The sequence below is a fragment of the Oceanospirillum sanctuarii genome (assembly GCF_002150805.1).
GTDB classification, from domain to species: domain Bacteria; phylum Pseudomonadota; class Gammaproteobacteria; order Pseudomonadales; family Halomonadaceae; genus Oceanospirillum; species Oceanospirillum sanctuarii.
In genome coordinates, this window is sequence record NZ_MTBA01000003.1 from 515,264 (window position 1) to 530,214 (window position 14,951).

Genomic DNA, 14,951 nt, shown 5'->3' on the forward strand with positions numbered 1-14,951 from the left:
AGATCAGGCCGTTTTCCCAATGGTTCAGCTTCTACGGGCAAGAAGTAAGGTAATCGCTTGTGACTCCAATCTGGCAAGCTGAACTCACACGGATCGTATATATCGCCTTGTTTGCAGCCATTGTTGGCTGGCTTTCCGGCTCTATGGCCTGGGCGCTGACCACTGTCATGGCCATCTACATCACTTTTGCACTGCGCTTTTTGCAACGCCTTGATTACTGGCTGGAACATAACTCCAATGAAGAGCCCCCGGAAAGCTGGGGTATCTGGGGCTATCTGTTTGACAAAATGTACCGCCATCAGCGCCGCTATCAGCAACAACAGCAGCGCCTGACTGAAATTATCAACAAGGTGCAGCGCTCCAGTGGAGCTCTGCGTGATGCTGTGGTGATGATTGACCAGCACGGCTGTCTGGAGTGGTGGAACAGGGCCGCAGAAGGCCTTTTGGGCTTTCGCTCTCCAACCGATAAAGGTCAGGCTCTGACCAACCTGCTGCGCGATCCTCGCTTTATCAGCTACTACGACAAGCAGGACTATCAGGACCCTCTGGTACTCACATCCCCCATGGATGACAACGTAATGCTGGAGTATCAGATCACTATTTTCGGTCGCAATGAGCGTCTGATGTTGGTGCGTAACATCACCCGTCTGTACCGCCTGGAACAGATGCGTAAGGACTTTGTCGCCAATGTCTCTCATGAGCTGAGAACCCCGCTAACGGTGATTAACGGCTATCTGGAAACCTTTGCTGATTACAGTGACCAACTTCCGCCTCGCTGGGGACGGGCAACCAACCAGATGCAGCAGCAATCCCGTCGTATGCAGAACATCATTAACGACCTATTACTGTTGTCCCGGTTGGAAACCACAGATATTGAAGGCCAGCAGCAACATATCGAGATCGGTATTATGCTGGAGAGTATCATGCAGGATGCTGAACTACTGAGCGGCGATAAAGAGCACAAGATCCGTATCGATCTGCGTACCAGCGCCCAGGTGATCGGCTCTGAAAATGAGCTGCGCAGCGCGATCTCCAATCTGGTCTTTAACGCTGTGAAATACACGCCACCGGGTTCCACTATCGAGATGACCTGGCAGGAGTTACCACAAAGCAGTGGTGCCGTGCTGATTGTTGAGGATAACGGTGAAGGGATCGATGCCCGCCATCTGCCGCGTCTGACTGAGCGCTTCTACCGTGTGGATAAGGGACGTTCTGCGGAAACCGGAGGTACCGGTCTGGGACTGGCGATTGTGAAGCACGTTCTGCTGCGTCATAACGCCAAACTGGATATTAAAAGTGAAGTGGGCAGGGGAACACGCTTTACCTGCATATTCCCCGATCTGCGCCTGATCTGGCCGGGTGAAGAGGCCAGACACCACAATGAGGCGCTGGCCCGAAGCCCTGAATTATCCGACCTAGCTGCTCAACCGGGCGATAATTTTAGACAGTAACTGACCGGATTTCTGATCCATATCGGTAAAGCGTACACCAACGTAGACAGCCTCTGCGTTGGTGCGTTTCTCCTGCGCCTGCATCAGCACCACACTACCATTGGCTGTCAGTCGCATCTGCTGCTCCCCCTGACCGGCGATAAAGCCGACAGAAAGCTCCTCAAACAGCTCAGGTATTGCCTGACCACGCTTGGCCATCACCACCACTTCCTGAGTGTTCAGCTCACGAATGACCACCGGCAGCTTATTTTCACCGAACATCAGCATCGCTTTACCGCGAACCCGACGACCTGCCTGCATGGATGCCGTCTGCATGCCCTGTTTACTGGTCAGCACATTAGCCGTGGTACCACCACCCATCACACGGGTGCGGCGATTCATAATTTCCGCCAGCTCTTCCCGGGAGATGATCTCGGACTTCACCAGCTGCTTGGTTACCTTATTAACCAGCTGATCATTGTTGAATGGCTTGGTGATGTAATCCGTCACACCATGTTGAGCAGCTTCTACGACATACTCCTTGTCGCCCAGCGAGGTCACCATAATAAAAGGTACGTCTTTATTACGGCTCTCTTCGTTTTCTCTCAGCCAGGTTAGCAGTTCGATACCGGACATCTCAGGCATCTCCCAGTCGCAAAGCACCAGATCGAAACGACCGATCTCCAGCAGTTTCTGTGCCTTACGGCCATCCTGAGCGGTTTCAACTTCAAACTGGGGATATTCTGCCTTTACCGCCTTAACCATCAGGTCACGGGTAAATTTGGCATCATCAACAACAAGTATTCGGGCTGTTTTCATAATTCTCTCAGATATCCTTCATGCCGGATGGAAGCTCAAGTGCGGCATCGGGATGGATGGACACCTGTTGAACCCAAAGCCAGGTTGCGCCGGCAACGGCTGCGGGCATAAAGATCAGATTGATGAAGGGGACAAACATCAGCAGATAGCACACCAATCCAAAACTCACGGTATGCCACCAGTTCTGCTTCAGCCGTCGCTGCATCGCATGGAAGTCTATTTTATGGTTATCCATCGGATAGTCCATATACTGTACAGAAAGCATCCAAACTGAAAACAAAAACCACAAAACAGGGCTTAACAGATTGATAACCGGGATAAAACTGATGATCAGAAGCAGCAAAACCCGTTTCAGAAAGAACCACTGTTTCTGCAGCTCACGCTGAAGTGAGCGCTTAGCCATCTCGGCTAGGGTTTCATCCGGAAAGCTCACCTGACCATTGCGCAGCTTATGCTCAATCTTCTCTGCCAGCAGACCGTTAAAGGGCGCAGCAATCAGAGCTGTAGTGGCATTAAAGCCATAGACAACAAAGCCCAGAATCGAAATCAGCGCCAGCGGCCATAGCAGCCAACTCATAAAGCTCAGCCACTCAGGCAGCATCGCAACGACGCTGTCGACCCAGCCACCCAGCAAGCCCAGTACAAACCAGATAAAAGCCGAAAGAATAACGATATTGCTTAACAGAGGCACCAGTACAAAGCGCTTCATGCCCGGCGTAGTGATCAGTCGAAAACCTGCGGCAAGGGCTGCAGGGCCTGAAAAGAGATGTGTCATAAGACCTCAGTTTGAGCGTTAACAATTCAGATCAGAAGCGAAATACTTAAATGCAAATCACTCCCGTGTGGATATTAACTCTACCCGCAGGAGGGAATAAAGTTCCAGTCATCGCTCTTTTGACAAAATAGGGGTGTAAATTACATTTTTTAATAAATCAGCCGCTTAAACTGACGCGTGCCGTTTTGATTGAATGTCCGTTTTCAGGCACAAAAAAAGGAGCCGAAGCTCCTTTTTCAAACATCTGATCAGAAGTTACTCTGCACTCAGACGCTGCTCGATGGTTTCCGGGGAGGAGTGACGAACATCCATACCCTTTACCAGATAGATCACGTATTCCGCGATGTTATCGGCGTGGTCACCGATACGCTCCAGAGAACGCAGTACCCAGATCACGTTCAGCACACGGCTGATCGAACGCGGGTCTTCCATCATGAAAGTAACCAGAGCGCGCATCGCAGAGCGGTATTCCAGATCCACAGCTTTGTCTTCCTGAGCAACAGACAACGCCAGATCGGTATCGAAACGGGCAAAAGAGGTCAGAGCATCTTTCACCATGTTGCGTACATGGTTGCCGATGTGGCGGGTTTCGATATAACCCCGTGGTGGCTCGCCTTCTTCAGCCAGCTGAATCGCATGACGGGCAATTTTGGATGCCTCGTCACCAATACGCTCCAGATCAGACGTCGCGCGGGTTACCGCCATCACCAGACGCAGGTCACTCGCCGCAGGCTGGCGACGGGCCAGAATACGGGTGCACTCTTCGTCGATGCGGATCTGCATCTCGTTGATGTTACGGTCGTTAGCACGAACTTCTTCCGCTACCGCACTGTCACCTTCGGTCAGTGCGTAGATGGCGTCCTGCACCTGTTTCTCTACCAGACCACCCATGGCCAGCAGATGAGTTTTCAGGTCTTCCAGCTCGTTATTGAACTGCTGGGAAATGTGATGGCTATGGGTTTCGGTTGTGATTTCCATGGCAATACCCTTTATATGCGTTTTAACCCTTGGCCCGTCATAGGGGCAGGGTGAGTTAAAAACCAGAGAGACTTACAAGTTTAACGATTCAAACTTCCGGCCTGAAACCGGAAGGCGAAGCTGGAAAGCCTCGCCTTTTGGGTTTGATTAACCGTAACGACCTGTGATGTAGTCTTCGGTTTTCTTCTCTTTCGGATTGGTAAACAGCATATCGGTGTTACCAAACTCAATCAGATTACCCATGTACATAAAGGCGGTGTAGTCAGAGACACGTGCTGCCTGCTGCATGTTGTGGGTTACGATAGCAATGGTGAACTTATCTTTCAGCTCGTAGATCAGTTCTTCGATCTTCAGCGTGGAGATAGGGTCCAGTGCCGATGCCGGTTCGTCCAGCAGCAGAACTTCAGGTTTTACCGCGATAGTACGGGCGATAACCAGACGCTGCTGCTGACCACCGGACATACCCAGTGCGCTCTCATGCAGACGGTCTTTAACCTCATCCCACAGAGCCGCAGATTTCAGCGCCCATTCTACGGTTTCATCCAGCACACGCTTTTTGTTGATGCCCTGAATACGCAGGCCATAAGCCACGTTTTCGTAGATGGATTTCGGGAAAGGGTTTGGCTTCTGGAACACCATACCCACACGACGACGCAACTCAGCAACATCGACATTTTTGTCGTAGATGTTGCGGCCTTCCATGTTGATTTCACCGGTGATACGGCAACCATCAACCAGATCGTTCATACGATTAAGACTACGCAACAGGGTGGATTTACCACAACCTGATGGGCCGATGAAGGCGGTTACACGCTGCTTAGGAATCGTCATGTTGACGTCAAACAGTGCCTGCTTCTGGCCGTAGTACAGATCCATGTTACGCACTTCCAGACAGGTGGTTTCCTGTTCCAGAGAGAGTGCAGCACCGTCACCACGGTTCATGGAGCTAATATCGATACTGTGGCTTTTGGTTTCGTGTGCGGCCGGTTGATCCTGAGTGCCGGTCACGTTTTGAGTTTCAGTCATATCAGAACCTGTTACTGTGTTTACCGTTTCAGCATTTACCGGCGCTGCGGTAGTTGTCTTTTCAGCCTGAGCTTCCATAGGGGGGCTCTCTCTAAAATTCTGTCTTTAATTCGTTATTCAGTCTAACTGCGTTTCTGTAAAGGGCGAATCCTGCGGGTTACCGCCGGCTCATTCCGGCGGCCTGATTACGCCCATTACACTCCGGAATTACATTTCCAGAGACTTGTACTTTTCACGCAGATGGTTACGGATGGCGATCGCACTCAGGTTAAGCAGGGCAATCACAATCACCAGCAGCAGAGCGGTGGCATAAACCAGCGGACGGGCTGCTTCAACATTCGGACTCTGGAAGCCCACATCATAGATGTGGAAGCCCAGGTGCATAAATTTCTGATCCAGGTGGATAAACGGATAGTTACCATCCAGCGGCAGACTCGGTGCCAGTTTCACAACACCCACCAGCATCAGAGGCGCTACCTCACCAGCAGCACGGGCTACTGCCAGAATCACACCTGTCATCATAGCCGGGCTCGCCATCGGCAGTACCACGCGCCACAGGGTTTCCGCTTTGGTTGCACCCAGTGCCAGAGAGCCTTCACGCACGGAGCGAGGGATACGGGCCAGACCTTCTTCAGTGGCCACGATCACAACCGGTACCGTCAGAAGCGCCAGCGTCAGGGAGGCCCACATCAGACCCGGGGTACCAAAGGTCGGTGCCGGCAGCGCTTCAGGGAAGAACATCTCATCCACATGACCGCCAAGGAAATAAACAAAGAAGCCCAGACCAAACACACCGTAAACAATGGAAGGTACACCCGCCAGGTTGTTTACCGCGATACGGATCATACGGGTAACGAAACCCTGCTTAGCGTATTCGCGCAGATAAACCGCTGCGATTACACCGAATGGCGTCACCAGAATCGACATCAGGATCACCATCATCACGGTGCCGAAGATCGCCGGGAAGATACCGCCTTCAGTGTTGGCTTCACGAGGTTCGTCGCTCAGGAATTCCCACAGTTTTGCGCCGTAGAAACCCATCTTCTCCATCACGCCCATGCGGTTCGGCTGGTAAGCACGCACCACCTTGCTCAGGGAAACTTCGATCTCGCTACCGTTCATCGCCTTAGCAACAAAGCTGTCGCGGTTGGCTTCAACATACAGATCTGCCAGCTGCTTCTGCAGCACTTCGTACTCGGCATTCAGCACCGCACGCTCAGCATCAATTTCAGCAATAGCAGATAGGGAGTCCTTACCATCCAGTTCCAGACGACGCTGTTTCAGACGCAGACGCTCGATGGTGTAGTTGATGCGGCCGATATCATGCTTTTCGATCTGATAGATCTCTTCATGAATATTCAGAGCACGCTCAATACGCTGCTCGAACTCTGGCCAGATGCTGTTTTCACCGGCTGCCTGTACCGCAACAGTTTCACCTTTCTCTTTCAGCGCCAGCAGATAACCGTAGAAGTTACCCCATTCACGACGCTCAACAGCGATCAGGTTTTCCGGATAGGTAATTTCCTGAACGAAAGGCTCCAGTACCCAGCGGAAGTCCGAACCGTATACATCACGGTTACCGGTTTTAATCAGGTAACGCTCAACGGTTTCTTTATCACTTTGCAGTTCGATACCCGCTGACTGCACCTGTTCAACCGGCACAGAAACGACTTCAACTTTTTCACCCACCAGATGATAAGTGGTGTCGCCGCTGCGAACTTCTGCTTCCATGATGGATGCAGGCCAGAAGTGACCCAGACCACGGGCAGCAATCAGAACCAGAAGGCCGATTACCATCACAACACTGATCGCCACAGCACCGGCGTTCAGCCAGACCCAGGGGGAACCACTACGGGCCCAGCTACCAAAAGATTCACGCATAACTTTTTCCTTTCTCTCCTGGATCGCTTACAGAGCGCCGTATTTCTTACGCAGACGCTGACGAACCATCTCAGCAATCGTGTTCACAACAAAGGTAAACATGAAGAGCACGAAGGCTGCGAGGAACAAGATTCGATAGTGGGAGCTGCCCACTTCAGACTCAGGTACTTCCACTGCAATATTCGCTGCCAGAGTACGCATACCTTCAAAGATGTTGGCATCCATAATCGGCGTATTACCGGTGGCCATCAGTACGATCATGGTTTCACCTACCGCACGACCCATACCGATCATGACCGCAGAGAAGATACCCGGACTGGCCGTTGGCAGTACCACACGGGTCAGGGTTTGCCACGGGGTTGCGCCCAGTGCCAGAGAACCGTAACTCAGGTGCTTAGGTACCGCGAAGATCGCATCTTCAGTAATGGAGAAGATGGTCGGAATCACGGCAAAACCCATCGCAAGACCTACCACCAGCGCGTTACGCTGATCGAAAGGAATGCCCAGATCGTTGCTCAGCCAGGTACGCATGTCTCCGTCAAACATCACGATCTCAAGGTGAGAACTCATGCCCAGTGCAAACCAGCTCACCAGCAGTACCACAGGGATCAACAGAGCCGCCTGCCAGCCATCAGGAATAGCATGACGAACTTTGTCCGGCATCTGCGCCCAGGCAAAGCCAAAGGCCACCATACCAATCGGCAGAAGCAGTAGCAGTGCAAAAATGCCCGGCAGGTTACCTTCTACAAACGGAGCCAGGAACAGACCCGCCAGGAAACCCAGAATTACCGTTGGCAGTGCTTCCATCAGCTCGATGATCGGCTTCACTTTGCGACGCATAGCCGGCGCCATAAAGTAAGCAGTAAAGACCGCACCACAGATCGCCAGTGGTGTTGCCACAATCATGGCGTAGAAAGCAGCTTTAAGAGTACCGAACGCCAGAGGCATCAGGCTGAACTTAGGCTCAAAGTCGTTGGTGGATGCAGACGACTGCCAGGTGTATTCCGGCTCTTCGTAGCTCTCGTACCAAACCTTGTCCCACAGCGCTTTCCAGGAAACCTCAGGGTGCTCGTTGTGCACTTCAAAGGTCTGAATCACACCATCCTGACGCTGAACAATCAGCAGATCGGCACGGGGGCTGATCGCCGCAACCGCAGGCTGCTGATCCAGCAGTTTTTCAGTCAGCATAGTTCGGTGTGCCGTGGTGCTGTAGATACCCAGCTCACCTTTGGCATCCATCATCAGGAAGCCTTTGCGGCGATGCTCAGGAATGATCAGCGAAATTGGAGTGCCATCGTGATCAAAGCTACGGATCTTTTTCAGTGCCCACTCGTTCTGCTCATCACGAACCAGGAACCACTGAGACAGATGTCCTTTCTGATCACCCACCAGAACAGAGATACCACCCAGCTGGAAGGTTACATCACCGATGGCGCTGTTCTGCTCGGTTACCTTCAGACGGGCATTCAGCTTAGGCTCGTCTTTTTCGCGCAGATCCAGCACATCAATGGTGCCTTTCTCGCTGGCCAGATACGCCCACTGCTGATCCGGTGAGATCAGAATGCTGTGCAGGTTGCCTTCAACAACCGGCAGAGTAATTTCGTTACGCGTCAGGGTCACTTCGTCGCCAAACAGGGATTCCTCTTTAACGAACTGCACCATATACGCTTTCTTATCTGCAGTTACCGCAGACAGGATCAGGCTCTCTTCAGCATCGCTGAGAGCCACTTTGGTAATTGCCTGACCCGCTTCGCTGATTACAATCGGCTCTTCACCGTATGGATATTCGATACGAGGCGTGATCAGTCGCTCATTACCCGGGTAGGTGATGCGATAACGATCCCGGATAATCAGCAGGTTACCGTTAGACAGGCCTACCGCCATCAGGGTAGAAGCCGGACCTTCAGGTTGTACCGATGTCACTTCAACGCCTTCCGGCAGATTGAGCTGTACGCGGTCAACCACCTGGCCATCAGCAGCATTGAAGAAGACCACTTCGCCGACACTGGTCAGACGAATCGCCACTTCACCCTGCTCTTCTGTTGCCAGATAGAGGGTTTTCGCGTCATCGGGACGCACGGAGGTAGCAGGGACCTGATACTCCGCAACGGGTTCAACACTCGCCGATTTGAACAGAGGTACAACCTCATACATCAGGTACAGGAAGATCAGCAGGATCGCGACGATCACACTGATACCACCAACACCGACACCAACTTCGGCAACTTTGTCTTTATACGATCGGATCTTCCGGTGCATACGAAGTGCCGGAGTATCAAAATCGATTACAGGGGCGTTTGGGCTATTTTCTTTCATAGCGGAAAAAATACTGCACTTATATGACAGTTGTATGACACCAGACAGGCGTTCAAAGGGGATAGAAAAAAGGGCAGACATAGCGCCCGCCCTTTCTTCAGCTTTTCTTCAGCATGTAGCGCTGAACATCCTTGTTCACGTCTATCCGGCCCGGATTATTTGATGTCCAGAGCCTTCAGAGTTTTCTCTACGACTGCAGCTGGCAGAGGGATGTAGCCGTCTTTCACAACAACTTCCTGACCCTGCTTAGACATCACCATCTTGATGAATTCGCGCTCCAGAGGCTGCAGGGGCTGGTTCGGCTTCTTGTTCACGTAAACGTACAGGAAGCGGGACAGTGGGTATTTACCGGTTACAGCATTTTCAGGAGTTGCTTCTACAAACGGCTGGCCATCTTTCTTAGCCAGAGCAACTGCACGAACGCTTGAAGTCTTATAACCGATACCTGAGTAACCGATCGCGTTGATAGAGGTACTTACAGACTGAACAACAGACGCAGAACCTGGCTGCTCGTTTACGCTGTTCTTGAAGTCACCTTTACACAGAGCTTTCTTCTTGAAGTAGCCGTAGGTACCGGATACGGAGTTACGACCGAACAGCTGTACGCTGCGGTTGTCCCAGGAACCGGTCAGACCCAGATCACCCCAGGTAGCAACATCTTTACCAGCGCCACACTTACGGGTAGAAGAGAACACAGCATCAACGTCTTTGATGCTCATGCCTTTGATCGGGTTATCTTTGTGTACGAATACCGCCAGAGCATCGATCGCAACAGGAACCGGTACTGGCTTATAGCCGTGCTTGTTTTCAAAAGCTTCCAGCTCTTTGTCTTTCATTTTACGGCTCATTGGACCCAGGTTTGCAGTACCTTCGGTCAGAGCTGGTGGCGCAGTAGAAGAACCCGCTGCCTGAATCTGGATGTTCACGTTAGGGTAAGTACGCTTGTACTCTTCTGCCCACAGTGTCATCAGGTTTGCCAGGGTATCAGAACCTACGGAAGACAGGTTACCGGATACACCGCTCGCTTTTTTGTAAACCGGCAGGTTTGCATCCAGTTCCGCTGCAGCGTTGGCTACGGTTGCTGTTACAGCACTTGCAGCAACGATAGATACCGCTGCAATCATCTTCTTCATTTTCATGTTATCTCCTGAACATTACGTCCGTTTTTCTGTTACCAGATAGGATTTTGTTTATCAGTAGTCTTGCGATGGAGATCACTATAGGGTGGGTTTGTGACAGTTATATGAATGTCATATTTAGCTCACAAACTCTTTTTGTAACTGTTTTTTATCCGAGACGTCTCTCCGTTCCATCGAAATATACTCGCCGGAGCTAATCCTTCAGTCCCTGATGAGATCTGGCTGTACAGTCATAGGGAGTAGTGATAGTTAAAGGATTTAGTGATAGTCTGCGCCTGACAGACACAAGATCTGTGAACCCGCCGTTATGAGGCATTAACCGCCGGTTCATCTACTTCAGGTCTACCTGACAAACCCACTCAGACAAATAAGAAAAGCTAATGAGCAACGTGGATAATATTGAGGATATTCCTTCACCGGTTGGTGATCTGACGCTGAAAATCGCAGCGACCCCTCAGGACACCAATATCTATGGTGATATCGCCGGTGGTTGGCTGGTTTCCCAGATGGATCTGGCAGCCGAAATCAGTGCCGGTAAACTGGCGAAAGGCCGTACAGCAACCGTCGCCATCAGTGAGATGGACTTTCTGTGTCCGATCCGTATCGGTTCAACAGTTGGTATCTACACCCATGTGGAAGAGGTGGGTCACAGCTCCATCAGTGTGCGTGTTGAAGCCTGGATTCAACCGCCATTTGAAAGCGATGAGCTGGAGATGTTTAAAGTCTCTGACGCTAAATTCGTGATGGTAGCGATCGACGCTAACGGACGTATCCGGGCGGTACCAGAATCCTGAACGGTCAGCTCTTTTGCACAGCTTCTAATCGATAATGTGTAACGGAGCAGCGCAAATACAGGGTGAAGGTTGTCAGGTAAGACAAAAAAGAAGAGGCCGGTTAAACCGGCCTCTTTTATTTCCGGCCTCAGAAACGAGGCGGAAGCATAAACTTACTTGCTGGTCATCATACGGCCATGCAGGTACGCGTACTCAGAGATCTTCTGATATTCCTCAGACAGGCTGCGGAAGTTCATGAAGGAATCGTAGATGCGGCGTGACAGATCGTCTTTCTTCGCTTCTTCAAATACCACTTCATCAGAGATGGTACGCAGCTCCTGATAAACCTCAGAAGGCAGCTCACGCAGCTCAGTACCGTGATCGTTAACCAGCTCTTTCAGAGCCAGAGCGTTACGGTAGGTCAGCTCGTCCATCATGTCCTGGTTCGCTGCACGGGTCGCAACCATAACCACTTCCTGCAGATCTGCAGGCAGGGCTTCAAACGCCTGCTTGTTCAGCATACCTTCCAGAACGGTGCCTGGCTCGTGCCAGCCCGGGTAGTAGTAGTATTTCGCAGCTTTATACAGACCGAAGGCTTTATCGTTGTACGGACCAACCCACTCGGTTGCATCAATCGCACCGGTCTGCAGGGAGGTGAACAGCTCAGACCCCGGCAGGCTCACCGCGGTACCACCGGCACGGTTGATTACTTCACCGCCCAGACCCGGAATACGCATTTTCAGACCTTTCAGGTCCTGCAGAGAGTTGATCTCTTTGTTGAACCAACCCGCCATCTGAACACCTGTGTTACCTACTGCAGTAGGAATCAGGTTGAATGGCTCATAAACTTCTTTCCACAGTTCCAGACCGCCACCGTAGTAAATCCAGCTGGCGATTTCCTGTGCGTTCAGACCGAAAGGTACTGCTGCAAAGAACTGTGCTGCCGGTGCCTTACCTTTCCAGTAGTAAGATGCACCATGACCAATTTGTGCAGTACCGCTTGATACGGCATCAAACACACCGAATGCAGGAACCAGTTCACCGGCACCGTACACTTTAACTTCCAGACGACCGCCACTCATTTTGGTGATCTTTTCTGCAAGACTATTTGCTGCTGTGCCCAGACCAGGGAAGTTCTTAGGCCAAGTGGTGACCATCTTCCATTTGATGGTTTCCTGCTTTGCGCTTGCCTGCTGCTTCTCGCTGCCCGATTCAGAACCGGTACAACCAGCCAGTACAGCACCTGCTGCGCCCACACCCAGTGCGGTAACAAACTCACGACGCTTCATGCTTTTTAGCTCCTGATTTTTTATATTCTTGTTTTCATTTTTCTAGTGTATCCCTACTAAAATTATCAGATTTTTAGTTGGGTTACACTATTCGGGAGTCATCAATCGTCAGGCGGGTTAAAAGCCCATTCCGGAAGCATTTTCTGCCGACAGTATCCCTTTAAAACCAAGGGATATTTGACGGTTTTCCGGAGTCGACACCCTGCAGGTTTTACAGCGCTTCCAGTTTGGCAAAACCGGCCATCAGCCATTTCTCGCCTTCACTGTCGAAGCTGACCTGTATGCGGGCTTTCGGCCCCTGACCTTCGTAATTTAGTACAATGCCTTCGCCAAAAACAGCATGTTGTACTCTTTGGCCAACCATCAGCATAGGGCCATCGATTCCACTATCCAATGCTTCTGTTGGCTTCCACTGAGAACCGGAACGACTGCTGGTCACCGGTTTGGTGATCTGACCCCGTAAGCGAACCTCTTCCATCAGGCGATCCGGAATCTCACGCACAAAGCGGGAAGGGGTGTTGTAGGTTTCGCGACCATGGAGACGGCGCATCTCGGCGTAGGTGATGTAAAGCTTCTGCATGGCACGAGTGATACCCACATAGCAGAGACGACGTTCTTCCTGCAGACGGGAAGGATCTTCCATCGACATCTTATGCGGGAAAAGACCTTCTTCTACACCCGCCATAAATACCAGCGGAAATTCCAGACCTTTGGCGGAGTGCAGTGTCATCAGCTGGACAGCATCTTCATATTCATCTGCCTGCTGCTCACCAGCGTCCAGAGCCGCTTCTGACAGGAAGCTCTGCAGCATGATCAGGGTATCTGCGCCTTCATCTTCGTCAGTTTCTGCAGGATCTTCCGCCGGGGTAAAACCACGGGCAGCGGTAACCAGTTCCTCAAGGTTTTCCACCCGGGCCTGACCTTTTTCACCTTTTTCCTGACGGTGGAACTCCACCAGACCCGTGGTTTCATTCACATGATCCACCAGCTCGTGCAGGCTGAGTTCATGGGCGGAGTCTTCCAGCTGATCCAGCAGCGCCATAAAACCACCCAATGACGATAGTGCACGGGCAGGCAGAATCTTATTGGCAATACAGTGACCGGCGGCTTCCCATAATGAACAACCTTCATTACGCGCCAGCTCCCGCAGGGTATCGACGGTTTTTGCACCGATACCACGGGTTGGCGTATTGATGACACGCTCAAGGGCTGCATCATCATTGCGGCTCTGGATCAGACGCAGGTAGGCGAGGGAATTTTTGATCTCAAGACGTTCGTAGAAACGCTGACCGCCATAAATGCGATAAGGCGTTCCGGCCCGAATCAGTGCTTCTTCCAGCACCCGGGACTGGGCATTGGAACGATACAGAATAGCTGTTTCCGAGCGGGTGCCGCCTTCCTGTACCCATTTCTCGATAGTATCGACGATAAAGCGGGCTTCATCCTGTTCATTAAAACCGGCATAGAGGGAGATAGGCTCACCGTCATTGCCCTCGGTCCAGAGTTCTTTACCCATACGGTCAAAGTTGTTGGCGATCAGGCTGTTCGCAGCTTCCAGAATAGTGCCGGTTGAGCGGTAGTTCTGCTCCAGGCGTACCGTCTTACTGCCGGAAAAATCACTGGCAAACTGATGGATATTCTCTACCTTGGCACCGCGCCAGCCATAAATCGACTGATCGTCATCGCCGACGACGGTCAGTAAGTTGTCACTACCGGATGTGAGCAGTCGCAGCCACGCATACTGAATGGTGTTGGTATCCTGAAACTCATCCACAAGGATATGACGGAAGCGCTCCTGATAGTGCTTCAGCAGCAGAGGATTATCCCGCAGCAACTCATGGGCCCGCAGCAGCAGCTCACCAAAGTCCACCAGACCGGTGCGCTGACAGTGCTCTTCGTACAGGCTGTAAAGATGATTCATGGTCGCGGTGAAGCGGTCACCGGTATCCATAAAGTAACCGGCACGGCGGCCTTCATCTTTCTGACCGTTGATGTAGCCCTGAACCTGACGCGGAGGCCAACGCTCATCATCGATGCCATGATCTTTCATCAGACGCTTGATCAGGCGCAGCTGGTCATCAGAGTCGAGAATCTGAAAGTTTTCCGGCAGCTTGGCGTCCCGCCAGTGGGTACGCAGCAAACGGTGAGCGATACCGTGGAAGGTGCCTACCCAGAAATTGCGCATTGGCAAATTCAGAAGCGCTTCCAATCGGGTGCGCATTTCAGCGGCAGCTTTGTTGGTAAAGGTCACCGACATAATGCTGTGAGGGGAGATCCCTTCAACCTGAACCAACCAGCCGATCCGATGCACCAGAACCCGTGTTTTACCACTACCGGCTCCCGCCAGTACCAGCATGTGTTGCGCCGGCGCGGTGACCGCTTCACGTTGTGCATCATTAAGGGCATCGATGAGATGTGTAACTTCCATAATCTTCCTGTCGGTTAGGCGATTGATCAGGTTAGCAGCAGGTCTCCGGCAGGTGATTTCAGGCCGGAATTTGACGCCAAACTCTATCACAATATGT

11 protein-coding genes are annotated in these 14,951 nt (G+C 51.7%); 2 read left to right on the top strand and 9 right to left on the bottom strand.

The window, feature by feature from the left end:
• The first annotated feature begins 59 nt into the window (after nucleotides 1-59).
• On the top strand, nucleotides 60-1,451 hold the full coding sequence (gene phoR, locus BV405_RS06145; protein WP_086479972.1) for a phosphate regulon sensor histidine kinase PhoR: 1,392 nt from the start codon (nucleotides 60-62) through the stop codon (nucleotides 1,449-1,451).
• Here phoR and BV405_RS06150 read toward each other — a convergent pair.
• From BV405_RS06150 to BV405_RS06180, 7 genes are all read right to left on the bottom strand, one after another.
• Complete coding sequence (locus tag BV405_RS06150; protein ID WP_086479973.1) at nucleotides 1,416-2,249, bottom strand: response regulator; 834 nt, start codon at nucleotides 2,247-2,249, stop codon at nucleotides 1,416-1,418. The genes phoR and BV405_RS06150 overlap by 36 nt on opposite strands.
• Before the next feature lie 7 nt (nucleotides 2,250-2,256).
• A complete protein-coding gene (cysZ, locus tag BV405_RS06155; protein WP_086479974.1) occupies nucleotides 2,257-3,024 on the bottom strand; it encodes a sulfate transporter CysZ in 768 nt (255 codons plus the stop codon).
• 255 nt (nucleotides 3,025-3,279) lie between these two features.
• Nucleotides 3,280-4,002, bottom strand: coding sequence for a phosphate signaling complex protein PhoU (phoU, locus tag BV405_RS06160; protein ID WP_086479975.1), 723 nt, complete (start codon nucleotides 4,000-4,002; stop codon nucleotides 3,280-3,282).
• A gap of 147 nt (nucleotides 4,003-4,149) precedes the next feature.
• On the bottom strand, nucleotides 4,150-5,028 hold the full coding sequence (gene pstB, locus BV405_RS06165) for a phosphate ABC transporter ATP-binding protein PstB (protein ID WP_086480160.1): 879 nt from the start codon (nucleotides 5,026-5,028) through the stop codon (nucleotides 4,150-4,152).
• Nucleotides 5,029-5,235: 207 nt separating this feature from the next.
• Nucleotides 5,236-6,909, bottom strand: coding sequence for a phosphate ABC transporter permease PstA (pstA, locus tag BV405_RS06170; protein WP_086479976.1), 1,674 nt, complete (start codon nucleotides 6,907-6,909; stop codon nucleotides 5,236-5,238).
• 27 nt (nucleotides 6,910-6,936) lie between these two features.
• Nucleotides 6,937-9,225 carry an ABC transporter permease subunit gene (locus BV405_RS06175; protein WP_086480161.1) on the bottom strand — a complete coding sequence of 763 codons (2,289 nt, stop codon included), beginning with the start codon at nucleotides 9,223-9,225 and terminating at the stop codon, nucleotides 6,937-6,939.
• A gap of 155 nt (nucleotides 9,226-9,380) precedes the next feature.
• Nucleotides 9,381-10,364 carry a PstS family phosphate ABC transporter substrate-binding protein gene (locus BV405_RS06180; protein WP_086479977.1) on the bottom strand — a complete coding sequence of 328 codons (984 nt, stop codon included), beginning with the start codon at nucleotides 10,362-10,364 and terminating at the stop codon, nucleotides 9,381-9,383.
• Between the two features lie 380 nt (nucleotides 10,365-10,744).
• Here BV405_RS06180 and BV405_RS06185 point away from each other — a divergent pair, with 380 nt between their 5' ends.
• The gene (locus BV405_RS06185) at nucleotides 10,745-11,158 is read left to right on the top strand and encodes an acyl-CoA thioesterase (protein WP_086479978.1); all 414 of its coding nucleotides are present in this window, start codon (nucleotides 10,745-10,747) and stop codon (nucleotides 11,156-11,158) included.
• 152 nt (nucleotides 11,159-11,310) lie between these two features.
• Here the strand turns inward: BV405_RS06185 and BV405_RS06190 are convergent, their stop codons facing one another.
• Both BV405_RS06190 and uvrD read right to left on the bottom strand, forming a co-directional pair.
• Nucleotides 11,311-12,426 carry a TRAP transporter substrate-binding protein gene (locus tag BV405_RS06190; RefSeq protein ID WP_086479979.1) on the bottom strand — a complete coding sequence of 372 codons (1,116 nt, stop codon included), beginning with the start codon at nucleotides 12,424-12,426 and terminating at the stop codon, nucleotides 11,311-11,313.
• 211 nt (nucleotides 12,427-12,637) lie between these two features.
• On the bottom strand, nucleotides 12,638-14,857 hold the full coding sequence (uvrD, locus tag BV405_RS06195) for a DNA helicase II (RefSeq protein ID WP_086480162.1): 2,220 nt from the start codon (nucleotides 14,855-14,857) through the stop codon (nucleotides 12,638-12,640).
• Nucleotides 14,858-14,951 lie beyond the last annotated feature (94 nt).